The sequence below is a fragment of the Acinetobacter sp. Brlt_5 genome (assembly GCF_051949055.1).
Classification (GTDB): Bacteria; Pseudomonadota; Gammaproteobacteria; order Pseudomonadales; family Moraxellaceae; genus Acinetobacter; species Acinetobacter indicus.
In genome coordinates this window covers 49,309-64,717 of record NZ_JAYJLP010000011.1, presented here as the reverse complement: position 1 = coordinate 64,717, position 15,409 = coordinate 49,309, and the positions used below count along the sequence as shown (strand labels likewise).

Here is a 15,409-nt window from a genome sequence, read left to right as displayed (position 1 = left end):
GACATCCTCATAGATGATGGCGGTCTTAACCTTTTATAAACACTGATTGAAACAAGGATTCTCCAATGGAAAGATCAGATAATCGACATGCGATTGTGACAGTAGCCATCTGTTTCTTGATTGCGGTCATTGAAGGCTTGGATATCCAGGCAGCAGGTATTGCCGCAGTTGGTATCCGTGAGCATTTTGGCCTCGATAGCTCGCAATTGGGGGTGTTTTTTAGTGCAGGGATTCTGGGTTTATTGCCTGGTGCACTGGTTGGTGGACGCGTGGCAGACCGTATTGGCCGTAAACAGGTGCTGATCTGGTCAACTGCCGTATTTGCGGTCTTTACTTTATGTACCGTATGGGTCAACAGCTTTAACTCATTACTGGTGGTGCGTTTCCTGGCCGGTGCCGGTCTGGGTGCAGCCATGCCAATTCTGATTACGCTGGCCTCTGAAGCGGTATCACCACAAAACCGTGGCCGTGCCGTCGGTCTGATGTACTGTGGTATGCCAGTCGGTGCTGCGATTTTATCGTTAATTGCCAGTACCGATTTCGGTTCTAACTGGAAAAACATTTTCTACCTAGGCGGTTTATTACCTATTATCGTCATTCCAGTGATGATGTGGTTATTGCCAGAATCAAAGGAATATTTAAAAGCCAAAGATCAGGCTGCGAATACGACAGCAGAAGCTACGCCACAAGGTTCGTTTAAAGATCTGTTTAACTCGAACAACCTGCTACGTACCATGTTCATCTGGGTCAGCTATTTCTTCACCCTGATGGTGGTGTACATCATGCTGAGCTGGTTACCGTCGCTGTTCCAGGAACTGGGCTTCTCGCGTAAAGAAGGCGCAACTGCACAGTTCTACTTTATGGTCAGCGCGACGATTGGTACCGTTATTTTGGGTATGCTGACCGATCGCTGGAAAAAAGCCTATGTCATTCTGTTGATGTACGGCGGTATTCTGGCCGGTCTGCTGGCACTGAACGCTGCAGGTTCATTAACTCAAATGTATCTGGCCTCTGCGCTGGTGGGTGCATTCGTCATTGGCTGTCAGGGTGTACTGTATGCCTTCGGTGGTATTGTGTATCCAACTGAAGTGCGTGGTACCGGTATTGGTGTGGCGTCTGCCGTGGGCCGTGTTGGTGCGATGCTTGGGCCTGCGATTGCCGGTTCACTGTTAACGGCTGGCTTTGGTGCAGCAGGGGTGATCTCTGCCGCGATTCCATGTATCGTGATCTCTGCCATCTTTATGTTACTGCTGGTGCGTCGTATTCAAAACTAAACACGCATTGTAACGACCCCTTCAGACAGCCCGCATATGCGGGCTGTTTTGTTTTCACCGTGCAGTCCAATGATTCCACTGCAACAAAACCATCCATTTGGTATATGCTAGGACGCTGACAATAAGCGAAACATGGATAGGTGTTATGCAAGCGCAGACGGCATTGATCGTAGTAGATGTACAAAATGGATTTACACCGGGCGGTAATTTGGCCGTCGCTGATGCCGATCAGATTATTCCGATCATTAACCAGCTGGGACAGGTCTTCGACAATATTGTCCTGACCCAGGACTGGCATCCGCAGAATCATATTTCTTTTGCCGACAATCATCCGGGCAAACAGCCGTATGAAGTGGTGATGCTGGAATATGGCGAGCAGGTGCTGTGGCCGGCACATTGCGTCCAGGGCACAGCCGATGCCGAACTGCATCCGGCACTGGACTTGCCGCAGGCGCAGCTGATTATCCGTAAAGGTTTTCATGCACAAATTGACAGCTATTCGGCCTTTATGGAAGCGGATCAGAAAACCACCACCGGTCTCGCTGGCTATTTAAAAGCGCGTGGTATCGACACGGTGTTTATTACCGGCATTGCCACCGATTTTTGCGTGGCCTGGACCGCCATAGATGCCTGCAAGCTGGGCTTTAATACCTTTGTCATTGCCGATGCCAGCAAAGGCATAGACCTGAAAGGTTCATTGCAACATGCCTGGCAGGAGATGCTGGCGCATGGGGTGAAACGGGTCTATAGCAAAGATGTGCTGAGCCTGTTACAGCCTGCTGCACAGCCAAGCCTGGCCTGATTGGCCCGAATCATTCATTCAGAACGTGCCGAGGTCTATGGTGTTAGGTTTTAGCCAGTTTGTACAGAAAACTTTTGCCCTGTGGGTGCTGCTGTTTGCAGTGATTGCCATGTATCAGCCAGAGGCTTTTGTCTGGTTAAAAGCCTATATTACCTGGATGCTTGGCATCATCATGTTTGGTATGGGCATGACCATGTCACTGCAGGATTTTAAAGGCGTGCTGCAAAGCCCCAAAGCAGTCGCGATTGGCGTGGCCGCGCAGTTTATGGTGATGCCGCTGTTGGCCTATCTGTTATGTGCCTTATTCCGGTTACCGGCTGAAATTGCCATTGGGGTGATTCTGGTTGGCTGCTGTCCGGGTGGTACGGCTTCCAATGTAATTACCTATATGGCCAAAGGCAATACCGCCTTATCGGTGGCCTGTACTTCGGTGTCGACCTTGCTGGCGCCGCTACTGACCCCGGCGATTTTCTTTGTGCTGGCCAGTCAGTGGATTGAAATTGATGCCTGGTCCATGCTGAGCTCGATTTTACAGGTGGTGCTGTTCCCGATTGTGCTGGGCCTGCTGCTACGCGCGCTGTTTAAAACCCAGGTAGAGCGTTCCATTACCCTGATGCCACTGGTTTCGGTGGTGGCGATTGTTGCCATTGTCGCGGCAATTATCGCCGGCAGCCGGGCACAGATTCTGGAAAGCGGCTTGCTGATTTTAGCGGTGGTGATGCTGCACAATGGCCTGGGCTATTTACTCGGTTTCTGGGCGGCGCGTTTATTTAAATTACCCTATGTCGACAGTAAAGCGGTGTCGATTGAAGTTGGAATGCAGAATTCTGGCTTAGGTGTGGCCTTGGCGGCGGTGCATTTTGCCGCATCTCCGGTGACTGCGGTACCGAGTGCTATCTTCAGTTTATGGCACAATATTTCCGGACCGGCACTGGCCAGCTATTGGGCCAGCCGGCAGCGTCAATAAAGGACAGCTGTCATCTGGCTGTCATTAAGGCAAGGAGGCTTTAGCATATTGAATATGCTGTCTTTTTACTTAGATAAAAAAAATGATAAAAAACAGATTTTTATTTTGAACAAATTTGGGCTAATTTTCATCATTTGGTCATTTTTGTAACACAACTGTCATATTCAATTTCTAAGATGCCCTCACAGAGGCGGCACAAACAGACTGTTGTAAGACAGCATAGAGTGAGATATGAGCGATTTTCAGCATTCATCCATGACCTATTTCAATCGGGAACTGGCATTATTCGAGTTCCATCAACGGGTATTGGCCCAAGCGCTGGATGAGCGTCTGCCGCTGCTGGAACGCTTAAACTTTCTGATTATTTTTTCCCGAAATCTGGATGAGTTTTTTGAAATCCGCGTGGCGGGTTTAATGAAACAGCTGGATTTAAATGCCTTGACCCGCACTCCGGATGCAATTCCGACCGAACTGGTGCTGGCACAGTTATCTGAAGAAATTCATGCGGCGGTCGAGCTGCAATATCGCACCTTAAATCAGGACATTCTGCCGCAGTTGCAGCAGGCCGGGATTCGTTTTATTCAATATCCGCAAATTCAGGACAAGCATAAACCCTGGATTGCCCAGTATTTTGCCAAACAGGTCCAGCCGGTACTGACCCCAATCAGCCTGGACCCGTCACATCCGTTTCCGCGACTGGTCAATAAAAGCCTGAACTTTATTGTCAGCCTGGAAGGTAAAGACGCCTTTGGCCGTGAAATTGAAATGGCGATTGTGCCAGCCCCACGTTCCTTGCCGCGCTTAATTGCCTTGCCGCCTGAAGTGGCCGGGGAAGGGGAGGAACAGATTTTCCTGACGGCGATTATCCAGCAGCATATCAATGACCTGTTCCCGGGCATGAAAGCCACCGGTTGCTATGCTTTTCGTGTCACCCGAAATGCCGACCTGATTCTGTCGGAAGATGTCGATGATCTGGCGGTGGCCTTAAAAGATGAGCTGTCATCACGCCGTTTTGGTCGCGCGGTGCGTCTGGAAATTGAAGATGACTGCCCGCAGAGTATTATTGACTACTTGCTAGATGAGTTTGATCTGGATCAGCAGCAGCTGTACCAGACCAGTGGCCCGATTAACCTGTCGCGTCTCACCACCAGTTTTGACCGTCCGGAACTGAAATATCCGATTTTTAGCCCGGTGATTCCGCCGGTGTTTCGTAAGCAGAAACCAATTTTTGAGGTGCTGAAAAAGCAGGATGTATTGCTGCATCATCCGTTTGATTCTTTTCAGCCGGTGATCAGCCTGCTCAAAGAAGCGGCCAAAGATCCGCATGTGCTGGCAATTAAACAGACCCTGTATCGCAGTGGTCCGGACTCGGAAATTGTGCAGGTACTGGCTGAAGCGGCGCGTAATGGCAAGGAAGTCACTGCGGTCATTGAACTGCGTGCCCGCTTCGACGAAGAATCCAATATCATGGTTGCCAACGTGCTGCAGGAAGCCGGTGCGGTAGTGGTGTATGGCATTGTCGGCTATAAAACCCATGCCAAAATGATTCTGGTGGTACGCCGCGAGCAGGACCAGTTGGTGCGTTATGTGCACTTGGGCACCGGTAACTACCATGCCGGCAATGCGCGCATGTACACCGACTACGGCCTGATGACCACCCAGCCGGATATCTGTGAAGATGTGCACCGCATGTTCCAGGAACTGACCGGCATGGGCAAAATGGCCAAACTGAAAAACCTGCTGCATGCGCCGTTCACCCTGCACACTGAACTGCTGAAACTGATTGAACAGGAAATTGAATTTGCCCAGGCCGGCAAAGCCGCGCAGATCATGATTAAAGTCAATGCCCTGACCGAGCCACAACTGATTGCGGCGCTATACCGTGCCTCGCAGGCCGGGGTGCAGGTTGATCTGATTATCCGTTCGATTTGCTGCCTGATTCCCCAAGTGCCGGGCATGTCAGACAATATCCGGGTGCGTTCGATTGTTGGTCGTTTCCTGGAACATACCCGCGTCTATTATTTTGAACATGGCGGCGAGAAAAAACTGTTCTGTGCCAGCGCTGACTGGATGGGACGTAACCTGTTCTCACGGGTTGAAACCTGTTTCCCGATTCTGGACAGCAAGATCAAGAAATGTATTGTCGAAGATGGTTTACGCAGCTATTTAAATGACAACCAGAATGCCTGGGAATTGCAGTCCGATGGCCACTGGCAGAAAGTGCAGCCGGAACCGGAACAGCCCCTGCACAGTGCACAGGCCTATTTACTGCAAAAAAAGCTCCTCAAACTCTAAGCCTCTATCAAAAAATCCTGACACGGGTCAGGATTTTGATCAGACGACAGCGGCTGCTGCGTCTTAAGACGCTTTAGAGTGCTTGCCACGTAAAATTTCAGTTCTTAACTGCTGGGCCAGTTCGGCCGCTTCACTGTCCATGCCATTGACCATATAGGCATGCCGGGTCAGCACATTGGTCGGGTTTGGCATACTGACCAGTTCATAATGATCGGACAGGGTTTTCAGTAATTCATGCGGTAAATGCACCGCATTTTCCTTAGCTGACAGCTGGCTGACCAAGCGTTCTGCCGCCTGCACCGAAGACAGCTGCATGGCATCGACCGGGCTGGACAGTGCACTGCGGGTTTGCAGCACAAAGCGTTTTTCTTCACGGTAGCGTTTATACAGCACTTCAGACAGCAGCTGGAACACGGTGCCAATCATCGCCAGACACGGTGCCGCATTCGGTTTATCGGCCGACATGCTTAAGGTGGCGCCATCTTCATGGAATGGTTGTACCGTGGTGATATCCTGCTGGCTAAGTTTATAGTGCTGCACACACAGCTCGATGCTCTTGTTCAGGAAAATCTGGCATAGATTAAAATACGGCACCGAAACGGTTTTGTTGACCGTATCCATCAACTGTTTCGGATCATAGAACTGGATGTTTAACGAAATTGTATGCTGATCAACCGGGGCCGGTTTGTTTTCTTTCAGTTTTGGTGCGGCTTTGGCCTGTTGCTGCGCCTGTGCAATCGCCAATGCGGTATTGTGTTTTTCCTGCTCCAGTGCCTGGGTCAGATTCTGGATTTCGTGTTTCAGACGCGATTCATTGTTGATACGCGCCAGATATTCTGAACGGCTTGGACGGGCAATCGCACGATAGGCCAGCCACAGCAGGGCATGAATAAACAGCGAACTGAGAATCGCCATCCACTGGGTACGCAGAATTTCGCCAATACTTGGTTTGACCAGGGTCACTTCAATGGTGCCGACTTTCTTTTCGTTTTGCAGCGCATCGCGTACAAAGACTTCACCCTGACGGGTTTTGGCCAGGCCACCGGTGGCCAGCACCTGATTGTTGGTATTCAGAATGCGAATTGAGGCAATACTCGGGTTGGTAGCATAACGATCGGCCAGAAGCGCCAGTGAAACGGTATTGGCCGGTTCCAGCTCGGACAGGCTGTCTGTGACCAGCTGGCTGGTGATCAGCTGGCCTTGACTGGCCCGATTTTCATTGAGCTGGTGAGTCGTTGCCAGTACCAGTAAAAAGGTATGCAAGGCAAAACTTATGGTCAGTAGGCTAGCAAATAGCCCTTGTCTAGGCGCATTCAACGTAAACTTCCAAAGTAATTCTACTTAATTTCGATTATGATTCTAACAATAGTTGTAGCTCAGACCCGAGTCAATTCATGCGAGAAATCATTCTTATATCATTTTTAGGACCTGACCAACCGAATCAGTTTACTCGATTAATGCAGGTTCTGTCCGCTCATTCCTTACAAATCTTAGATGTCGGTCAGGCGGTCATTCATAACCAGTTGACTTTAGGTATTGTCGTCTCATCAGATGACCAGACGGCTACCGCATTAGCCATGAAAGAGATCCTGATTTTAGCACATGATATTGGCTTAACTGTGCGCTTTAAACCGATCTCTGCAACAGAGTATGAACAATGGGTCAATGAAGGTGGCCGTACTCGTTACATCGTGACGGCTTTGGCGCCAGAACTCAATGCCTCTCATCTGCAGGCAGTAACACAAATTGTATCCAGCCAGGGTTTCAATATTGAGACCGTGACCCGTCTGTCTGGCCGTCCGGCAGCAGATGGTTCCAGCCAGGGGCCAAAACGTGCCTGTGTGCAGTTTGGTTTAAGCGGTCAGATGCTCGATGCCGCAGCCATGCGTGCCGCCTGTTTAAGCCTGTCCAACGCGCTAAGCGTCGATGTCGCGGTACAGGAAGACAATGCTTATCGCCGTAACCGTCGTTTGGTCTGCTTTGACATGGACTCAACCTTAATTGAGCAGGAAGTGATTGACGAACTGGCGATTGAAGCCGGTGTCGGTGCACAAGTGGCTGAAATTACCGAGCGTGCCATGCAGGGCGAGCTGGATTTCCAGCAAAGTTTCCGTGCCCGTGTGGCCTTGCTAAAAGGTCTGGATGCGTCGGTTCTGCCAAAAATCGCCGAGCGTTTAACCGTGACTGAAGGCGCCGAGCGTCTGATTTCGACCTTAAAAGCCCTGGGCTATCGCACTGCGATTCTATCGGGCGGATTCCAGTACTTTGCCGAATATCTGCAGGACAAGCTGGGGATTGATGAAGTACATGCCAATATTCTGGATGTCGAGCATGGCGTGGTAACCGGGGAAGTGAAAGGCCATATTGTGGATGGTGCGCGTAAAGCCCTGTTGCTGCGTGAACTGGCCGAGAAAATGGGTATTTCTCTGGAGCAGGCCATTGCGGTAGGTGATGGTGCCAATGACCTGCCAATGCTATCCATTGCCGGTCTGGGGGTTGCTTTCCGTGCCAAACCGCTGGTACGTGAAAATGCCAATCAGGCGATTTCCAGCGTTGGCTTGGATGGTGTTTTGTATCTATTAGGTGTCCATGATAAAGACCTGAACCGGGCTTAAGCACATCACAGGTTGAATCAAGCGCAGCATAAGGGCTGCGCTTTTTTTATGCAAAATCAGTGAACAAGGGCAAATATTCATTTTTTGACTGAATCGAAATCTGCTTTAAAAACATCGAAAAAAATATTTTTCAGGGCAGTTTTGCAGGTTGTTTTTTTGTAATGACACGCGAAAGAAGGAGTAGCCTTATCTTCAGAAATCTTTAAAATTAAAAAAGTGTAATGACAATATAATATTGCGACAATGTGTGTCGCGTGGTCAAAATTTAAGTCTTTTTTTATCCAGAAAACTACTCATAATGCTTCCATAGATTTGAAATTGGCCTTGCCATTCATTTACAAGTATTGAAGATGGCATGGGGACTCGACAAGATCCACATCCATTTTTGGACGGAGGTTTTTATGTTAACAGCGAATTTAGCAACTATAGTCGGCTTGAGCTTGGTAGCGGCTGCTTTGATTGCTGTTTTCTTTTCGCCTTATCGTCGTTGGTTAAGCTTCATGTTGGCCGGTATGGCATTTTGGGGCATTTTAGAAACGGTCCGTTTTAGCGTACAAACTGTTTTTGAACTGCCTGTGACCTACAGCTATCTGTCTGCATTAACCCTGGCGATGATTGTTGTGACATTGCTTCTGCTACGCGAAGACCGTCGTGCAGAGCGTGCATTGGCCAAAAGACGTTATATCGAACATACCCCAGTGTATGAAGATGACCAGCAGCAGTATTCCAGCCGTTAAGTCTATACAGATAAAACGTCCAAAAAATGTACAGTCATGTACATTTTTTTTTACTTTCGATAATGATTGTTATACAAAGCCTTGCTGAAAAATCAGCTGTTTATGGTAGGATGAAAAGCAATCTAACCCAACAATTACAATAGGCCCGGACGTCATGAAACTTTCCTCAATTCCTGTCGTGAAACTCCCTCTGGTTGATGTCAGCACGGATCCGCTTGATTTACTCGTGACAGGTTTGGCTTTGCGTATGAAGCAGCTTGCCCGTACCAGCCCTAAATTTATTGAGTTGGTTCATGAGCGTCAGTTCCGCATCCAAATTGGTACCGATACCGGTTTTGCCCGTCAGATTATTGTCAATAATGGCGACATTGATACCGTGTCGGGTGATGCTGAAAAAGCCGATTTTATTTTACAGTTTGCCGATAGCGAGCAGGGCGTGAAAACCCTAATGAAAGGCGATCCGACTGCCTTTATGACCGGCATGCAAAATGGCACCATTAAAATGGAAGGTGATTTTGGTCTGCTGGTCTGGTTTAACCAGGTGGCGAAACTGGTGCCACCAAAGCTGCCGAAACCGGTCAAAGAAAAAATTAAAATGGCGCGTCAGTTTATTAAACAGAAAACCGGCAAATCAATCTGATTGCTGCGTCAAAACGCCCAAGAAAAAGGTCTTCCAGTGGAAGACCTTTTTTATGCACCCGGTAGAGACTTATTCAATTTCCAGCTGAAAGGTCACCGGCCCGTCATTGACCAGATGCACTTTCATATCGGCGGCAAAAATACCGGTTTCTACCTGTGCAAACTGGCTTTTGGCATAGTCCACCAGCTGATCATACAGTTCTTTGGCTTGCGCGGGGGGCATCGCCGGGCCAAAGTCAGGGCGTAAACCTTTCTGGGTCTGGGCCATCAGGGTAAACTGCGACACCAGTAAAATACCGCCGCCGGCCTGGCTGACATTCCAGCCCATCTTGCCCTGTTCATCATCAAAAAAGCGATATTTCAGGATTTTATCAATCAGCTTTTTGCCTTTGTCCAGATTATCGTCTTTGCCCAAACCTAAAAAAACCAGAATACCGTGCTGGATCTGGCCGGTGACTTCTCCCTCTACCACCACTTTGGCTTCAAGAACCCGTTGTAATAATGCGCGCATACGAATGAACTGTCTGACTGTGTTGATGGGGAGAGATTGTAGCAAATTGCGATCCAAAACAGAGAACGTCGGCTTTTTGTTGAATAAATCTCTTAAAACCAATATGGGATTGATGTTTTATCTAATAAAACGATTCTGGTTATAAAAATATTCCGTTTTCACAATTTTGTCATGATTGCTATTTTTTGCCTGCAGGAAAGGGAAAGCATAAACAAGAGGTGATGGAATGGTGAAACATTCATTATGGGTTGCGATGCTGGCAACCATGACATTGAGCACATAAGCAGCAGTACTCACCAAAGACAATGGCGCAGCCGTAGGCGATAACCAGAACTCGATCACTGCCGGTGAAAACGGTGCCGTGTTACTGCAAGATGTACAACTGGTGCAGAAACTGCAGCGTTTTGGGCGGGAGCGTATTCCTGAGCGGGTGGTACATGCCCGTGGCACGGGCGCTTATGGCGAATTTGTGGCGACCAAAGATTTATCTGACTTAACCGTGGCCTCACTGTTTAAAGCCGGTACCAAAACACCGGTGTTCCTGCGTTTTTCTACGGTCATTCATCCCAAAGGTTCGCCGGAAACCCTGCGTGATCCGCATGGTTTTGGTCTGAAATTTTATACGGAGCAAGGCAACTGGGATTTGGTCGGCAACAATCTGCCGGTGTTCTTTATTCGTGATGCGATGAAGTTTCCAGATTTCATTCACGCCATGAAGCCAAGTCCGGTGACCAATGTACAGGACCCGAACCGGATTTTTGACTTTTTACAAAGCCAGCCGTGGTCGGTAAATATGTTGACTTATGTCTATTCCAATCTGGGAACACCGCTGAGTTACCGGCATTTAGATGGTTTTGGGGTACATGCCTTCAAGCTGTATAACGCCAAAGGCGAATATAAATATGTGAAGTTTAACTTCCGTACCCAGCAGGGCGTAAAGGGCATGAATCTGGAGCAGACCCGTGACATGCAGGGTAAGGACTTTAACCACCTGACCAATGATCTGTATAACAATATTTATGCCGGCAACTATCCGAAATGGGATTTATATATTCAGGTGCTTGATCCTAAAGACCTGGGCAAGTTTGATTTCGATCCGCTAGATCCAACTAAAATCTGGCCAACTGAGCTGGTTCCAGAAACTAAAGTCGGTACCTTGACCCTGAACCGTATGCCGAAGAACTTCTTCAATGAAACTGAACAGTCAGCATTTGCGCCAGGTAACCTGGTTCCAGGTATCGAGCCATCAGAAGACCGTCTGTTACAAGGCCGTATCTTCTCTTATTCAGATACACAAATGTACCGTCTGGGTGCAAATCATCAGCAGATTCCAGTCAACCGTCCAGTGGTAAATGTGAACAACAATAACCAGGATGGCTACATGAATGTATCTGAGCGTGACTCAGATGTGAACTATGAGCCAAGCCGTAAAGAGCCAAAAGCTGCCACTGAAAAAGCACGTGCGGTACAAACACCACTATCTGGTCATGTACAGCAAATTGGCGTGAAAGAGCAGAACTTCAAGCAGGCAGGTGAGCTGTACCGTTCATACACAGCTAAAGAGAAAGATGACCTGATCATGAACTTGGCTGCTGACTTAGGTGCAGTGAAAGATTCAGAAACCAAGCACATCATGTTGTCTTATTTCTACAAGGCAGATGCAGACTACGGTACCCGTATGACCAAAGCGGTGAACGGTAACCTGGCGACGGTTAAAGCTAAAGCTGCAAAATTAAAAGACTAATCTCGATTGGTCTTGAGGAACTGGTGACTAGGGTATAGCGCATCACCTCCGAAAAGTCCTGTAAAACTCCAAACCTTTCCTGCACCCTAGGGGGAGTTTTACAGGCACCTCTTTATTTTGCCGATTCAGACAGGAGCAGCAAGATGCGTATTTTCACCATGCTCTGTGCCGGACTGTTCAGCCTGGGAGTAGGCGCAGCACCAGCCTGGGCACAAGCAGATTCATTCTCGGCCACAAGCCAAACCGTAGCATCATCTGCCGCACAAGAGCTGATTGATCTGTTTTTTGCGGCTGCCCGCAGTGGCCAGCATGACGTGATTCAGGAATTTTTACAGCACGGTTTTCCGGTCGATGTCCGTAATTCGGCCGGTTTTACGCCATTAATGATGGCGACGTATTATGGCCATCAGCCAATTGTCAGCACCTTGCTGGCCTATGGCGCCGACCGCTGTGCACGTGACCAGAAAGGTCATACCGCGCTAATGGCAGCCATTGTAAAAGCCGAGTGGGGTATTGCCCGGCAGTTACGTCAGGTCGATTGTGATGCTCACGCGGTCCAGACCGGCCAGCTGACTGCCGAAGAATTTGCCCGGGTATTTGGCCAACAGCAGCAATTTCAGAAGCTGAGTGAGGACTAGCCGAGCGCCAGGTTCTTACCCAATGGTCGATACAAAAGGTTAAATATCGCTGTAAAAATTATGCTTTAATGCAAGGAGTACAGCAAAAACGAACTCTTATGGCACCAATCATCCACTCTTTGCTTGATACCGACTTGTACAAATTTACCATGCTACAGGTGGTCTTACATAAATTCCCGCAAACCCACAGTGTCTATCATTTCCGCTGCCGTAATCTGGAAGATACGGTCTATCCACTGGCGGATATTCTGGATGATTTAAATGCACAGCTGGATCATTTGTGCCGCCTGAAATTTAGCGAAGATGAACTGCAGTATTTGCGCAGTTTACGCTTTATCAAAAGCGACTTTGTCGATTATCTGGAACTGTTCCAGCTCAAGCGCCGTTTTATTCGTGCCGGCATCGACAGTGAAGGGCGTCTGGATATTGTGGTAGAAGGCCCGATGGTTCAGGCCATGATGTTCGAGATTTTTGTGCTGGCCATTGTCAATGAGCTGTATTTCAGCCGTATTCGCAGTGACGAGGTGCTGGCCGAAGGTGAACGCCGTCTACAGGCCAAAGTGGCCTTGGTGCAGCAATATGCCGCCGAGCAGAATCCGGAAGATCCGCCATTTCTGGTTTCGGATTTTGGTACACGCCGCCGTTACAGCTTTGCCTGGCAAAAGCATGTGGTGCAGCAGATTAATGCCGCCGCGCCGGGTGTATTCCGCGGCACCAGCAATGTGCTGCTGGCCAAACAGCTTGGCATTACTCCAATTGGCACCATGGCGCATGAATTTTTACAGGCCTTTCAGGCGCTGGATGTGCGTTTACGTGACTTCCAGAAAGCGGCGCTGGAAACCTGGGTACAGGAATATCGGGGTGACTTGGGGATTGCCCTGACCGATGTGGTCGGGATGGATGCCTTCCTGCGTGATTTTGACCTGTATTTTGCCAAACTGTTTGATGGCCTGCGCCATGACAGTGGTGACCCGTATAGCTGGGGCGACAAAGCCTATGCCCATTATAAAAAGCTGAAAATTGACAGCAAAACCAAGATGCTGACCTTTAGTGATGGCCTGACCTTGGAAAAAGCCTGGGCGCTACACAACTACTTTAAAGACCGCTTTCAGGTCAGTTTCGGGATTGGCACCAACCTAACCAATGATATGGGACAAACTCCGCTGAATATTGTGTTAAAGCTGGTGGAATGTAACCGTCAGTCGGTGGCCAAAATTTCCGACAGTCCGGGCAAAACCATGACCGACAACGACACCTTCCTCGCTTATTTGCGTCAGGTGTTTGATATTCAGGAATAAGCAAAAATACAGGCCAGGTCCAGTACAAAGGCTGGACCTCGTCCTCTCCCTGATGGCGGGTTGACCTCTATCCATTTTTCTGCGCAAGGAATGCAGAAATTCAGGATAATCCTAAAAATGACTTGTGCTAACATCAGGGACAAGGATAGTGATAAAACATACAACCACGATGAATGATGCCACGATCAATTTCGGTCTGTTGATTGAAGCCGAAGACCTGGTGCCCTATTTAGGCAGTGAAAAATTACGTATTGTCGATTTAAGCCGCAACTCGGTCTATGAACAGCTGCATATTCCACATGCGCTACATGTAAAGCCAAAACTATTGCTGCGTCAGGAAGAGTATGCTTCGGGTTTATTGCCGGAGCAGGACGGCCTGGAAGAACTGATCCGCTATTTAAATATTTCCCCTGAGCATCATGTGGTGGCCTATGACGATGAAGGCGGAGCCTGGGCCGGGCGTTTGCTGTGGAATTTACATTGTTTAGGTTTTGAAAACACTAGCCTGCTCAATGGCGGGATTCATGCCTGGCTGGCGGCCGGTCTGCCGACCTCGTCGGAGCTGCCGAGCTTTGCGCCGGTTGAGCATTTGGTGCCGGTACAGCTGAATGATCAGTATCAAATTCAATATGATGCGTTATTAGAGCAGGTACAAAGTGCTGAACTGCAACTCTGGGATTGCCGCACTGCAGAAGAATATAGCGGACAGCGACTGGCGGCGCGACGCGGCGGTCACATGCCGGGCGCCCGACATTTCGAGTGGAGTACTGCCCTTGACCGCGAAAATCATTTAAAATTGCATCCGCTAGAACGCACGCAGCAACGTCTGGAACAACTTGGCTTTGATTTAAGCCAACCGGTGGTGGTGTACTGCCAGTCTCATCATCGTTCCGGTCTGGCCTATATTCTGGGACGTTTACTGGGTTGGCCAATCCGGGCGTATGCAGGTGCGTGGAGTGAATGGGGCAATCGCCTCGACAGTCCTATCATTACCGGAGAGTTGCCGTCTTGAGCCTCACATCTCGTTTAAAAAAACAATTATTTATTCAGGCCCAGCGCGTGGTACCCCAGCACCAGTTGTCTCGTGTGGTGGGTAAAATTGCTGCCAGTGAACACCCGATGGTGAAAAACGCAGTAATTCAGGCATTTAAAATGCAGTACGGAATTGATATGTCGATTGCCGAGCAAGGCAATGCCTTGAAATTCAAATCCTTTAATGAATTCTTTACCCGTGCCTTAAAAGATGGGGTGCGTGTGGTCGATGCCGATCCGAACAGCATTGTTTCTCCGGCTGATGGCGCGATTTCCCAGCTGGGTAAAATTGAAGATGGTGCAATTTTTCAGGCCAAAGGCCAGAACTTTACGGTTGAAAACCTGATTGCCGATCCGCAGCTGGCCGAGCCATTTAAAAATGGTCAGTTTGCCACCGTGTATTTATCACCGCGGGATTATCACCGGGTGCATATGCCATTTGCCGGTACCTTAACTGAAACTCTGTATGTACCGGGCGAGCTGTTTTCAGTGAACCAGACCACGGCAGAACATATTCCGGGACTGTTTGCCCGTAATGAACGCATGGTCTGCCTGTTTGATACCGAGATGGGCCGGATGGCGGTGGTGCTGGTGGGTGCCATGATTGTGGCCGGTATTGAAACGGTTGCCACCGGCAAGGTCAAACCATCGGGCCGTTTGGAGCTGAACCAGCATGACCTGTTCCTGGAAAAAGGCGCCGAATTAGGCCGTTTCTATCTCGGTTCTACCGCAGTGATTTTATTTGAACAGGATAAAATGCAGTGGGATGCGCAGTATCAGGCCAATTCTCTGGTGGAAATGGGCAAAGCCATGGGTCATCGCCTCTAAGCTGTTTGTATTGAAATGAAAAATGCCCG

General features: G+C 49.0%; 13 protein-coding genes and 1 pseudogene. 12 read left to right on the top strand and 2 right to left on the bottom strand.

Annotated elements, in window-relative coordinates; all coding sequences use genetic code 11:
* The first annotated feature begins 65 nt into the window (after window positions 1–65).
* From mhpT to ppk1, 4 genes are all read left to right on the top strand, one after another.
* Window positions 66–1,274 carry a 3-(3-hydroxy-phenyl)propionate transporter MhpT gene (gene mhpT, locus VF685_RS09070; protein WP_180046851.1) on the top strand — a complete coding sequence of 403 codons (1,209 nt, stop codon included), beginning with the start codon at window positions 66–68 and terminating at the stop codon, window positions 1,272–1,274.
* A 145-nt stretch (window positions 1,275–1,419) separates the two neighbouring features.
* Window positions 1,420–2,076 (top strand): bifunctional nicotinamidase/pyrazinamidase, encoded by a 657-nt coding sequence (gene pncA / locus VF685_RS09065; RefSeq protein WP_045796561.1) that lies wholly within the window; start codon window positions 1,420–1,422, stop codon window positions 2,074–2,076.
* Between the two features lie 37 nt (window positions 2,077–2,113).
* Window positions 2,114–3,043, top strand: coding sequence for a bile acid:sodium symporter family protein (locus VF685_RS09060; protein WP_286385158.1), 930 nt, complete (start codon window positions 2,114–2,116; stop codon window positions 3,041–3,043).
* Window positions 3,044–3,274: 231 nt separating this feature from the next.
* Window positions 3,275–5,338, top strand: a complete 2,064-nt coding sequence (gene ppk1, locus VF685_RS09055) for a polyphosphate kinase 1 (protein WP_075175034.1) — start codon at window positions 3,275–3,277, stop codon at window positions 5,336–5,338.
* Window positions 5,339–5,401: 63 nt separating this feature from the next.
* On the opposite strand, the gene VF685_RS09050 is transcribed toward ppk1, so the two are convergent.
* Window positions 5,402–6,655 carry a hypothetical protein gene (locus VF685_RS09050; protein WP_005180919.1) on the bottom strand — a complete coding sequence of 418 codons (1,254 nt, stop codon included), beginning with the start codon at window positions 6,653–6,655 and terminating at the stop codon, window positions 5,402–5,404.
* 77 nt (window positions 6,656–6,732) lie between these two features.
* On the opposite strand from VF685_RS09050, the gene serB reads away from it, so the two are divergent.
* The 3 genes from serB (at window position 6,733) to VF685_RS09035 (ending at window position 9,330) form a co-directional block, all read left to right on the top strand.
* Window positions 6,733–7,953 carry a phosphoserine phosphatase SerB gene (gene serB, locus VF685_RS09045; protein WP_005180917.1) on the top strand — a complete coding sequence of 407 codons (1,221 nt, stop codon included), beginning with the start codon at window positions 6,733–6,735 and terminating at the stop codon, window positions 7,951–7,953.
* 401 nt (window positions 7,954–8,354) lie between these two features.
* Entirely contained in the window at window positions 8,355–8,690 is a 336-nt protein-coding gene (gene aciT, locus VF685_RS09040; RefSeq protein ID WP_005180916.1) for a ciprofloxacin tolerance protein AciT, read from the top strand.
* A 154-nt stretch (window positions 8,691–8,844) separates the two neighbouring features.
* Complete coding sequence (locus tag VF685_RS09035) at window positions 8,845–9,330, top strand: hypothetical protein (RefSeq protein ID WP_016658700.1); 486 nt, start codon at window positions 8,845–8,847, stop codon at window positions 9,328–9,330.
* A gap of 69 nt (window positions 9,331–9,399) precedes the next feature.
* On the opposite strand, the gene dtd is transcribed toward VF685_RS09035, so the two are convergent.
* Window positions 9,400–9,840, bottom strand: coding sequence for a D-aminoacyl-tRNA deacylase (dtd, locus tag VF685_RS09030; protein WP_035363358.1), 441 nt, complete (start codon window positions 9,838–9,840; stop codon window positions 9,400–9,402).
* 226 nt (window positions 9,841–10,066) lie between these two features.
* On the opposite strand from dtd, the pseudogene VF685_RS09025 reads away from it, so the two are divergent.
* From VF685_RS09025 to asd, 5 genes and pseudogenes are all read left to right on the top strand, one after another.
* A pseudogene (locus VF685_RS09025) lies at window positions 10,067–11,584 on the top strand (catalase).
* A gap of 143 nt (window positions 11,585–11,727) precedes the next feature.
* Window positions 11,728–12,222 carry an ankyrin repeat domain-containing protein gene (locus tag VF685_RS09020; protein WP_171431540.1) on the top strand — a complete coding sequence of 165 codons (495 nt, stop codon included), beginning with the start codon at window positions 11,728–11,730 and terminating at the stop codon, window positions 12,220–12,222.
* Window positions 12,223–12,320: 98 nt separating this feature from the next.
* Window positions 12,321–13,520 (top strand): nicotinate phosphoribosyltransferase, encoded by a 1,200-nt coding sequence (gene pncB / locus VF685_RS09015; RefSeq protein ID WP_087662325.1) that lies wholly within the window; start codon window positions 12,321–12,323, stop codon window positions 13,518–13,520.
* A gap of 169 nt (window positions 13,521–13,689) precedes the next feature.
* On the top strand, window positions 13,690–14,532 hold the full coding sequence (locus VF685_RS09010; protein ID WP_005180899.1) for a sulfurtransferase: 843 nt from the start codon (window positions 13,690–13,692) through the stop codon (window positions 14,530–14,532).
* Window positions 14,529–15,380 (top strand): archaetidylserine decarboxylase, encoded by an 852-nt coding sequence (gene asd / locus VF685_RS09005; protein WP_005180897.1) that lies wholly within the window; start codon window positions 14,529–14,531, stop codon window positions 15,378–15,380. The genes VF685_RS09010 and asd overlap by 4 nt, the downstream gene beginning before the upstream one ends.
* Window positions 15,381–15,409: the final 29 nt, after the last annotated feature.

Excerpts from the sequence above, each read along its gene's own strand:
- mhpT (WP_180046851.1), top strand. The coding sequence starts at position 66 with ATGGAAAGATCAGATAATCGACATGCGATTGTGACAGTAGCCATCTGT.
- pncA (WP_045796561.1), top strand. The coding sequence starts at position 1,420 with ATGCAAGCGCAGACGGCATTGATCGTAGTAGATGTACAAAATGGATTT.
- VF685_RS09060 (WP_286385158.1), top strand. The coding sequence starts at position 2,114 with ATGGTGTTAGGTTTTAGCCAGTTTGTACAGAAAACTTTTGCCCTGTGG.
- ppk1 (WP_075175034.1), top strand. The coding sequence starts at position 3,275 with ATGAGCGATTTTCAGCATTCATCCATGACCTATTTCAATCGGGAACTG.
- serB (WP_005180917.1), top strand. The coding sequence starts at position 6,733 with ATGCGAGAAATCATTCTTATATCATTTTTAGGACCTGACCAACCGAAT.
- aciT (WP_005180916.1), top strand. The coding sequence starts at position 8,355 with ATGTTAACAGCGAATTTAGCAACTATAGTCGGCTTGAGCTTGGTAGCG.
- VF685_RS09035 (WP_016658700.1), top strand. The coding sequence starts at position 8,845 with ATGAAACTTTCCTCAATTCCTGTCGTGAAACTCCCTCTGGTTGATGTC.
- dtd (WP_035363358.1), bottom strand. The coding sequence starts at position 9,840 with ATGCGCGCATTATTACAACGGGTTCTTGAAGCCAAAGTGGTGGTAGAG.
- VF685_RS09020 (WP_171431540.1), top strand. The coding sequence starts at position 11,728 with ATGCGTATTTTCACCATGCTCTGTGCCGGACTGTTCAGCCTGGGAGTA.
- pncB (WP_087662325.1), top strand. The coding sequence starts at position 12,321 with ATGGCACCAATCATCCACTCTTTGCTTGATACCGACTTGTACAAATTT.
- VF685_RS09010 (WP_005180899.1), top strand. The coding sequence starts at position 13,690 with ATGAATGATGCCACGATCAATTTCGGTCTGTTGATTGAAGCCGAAGAC.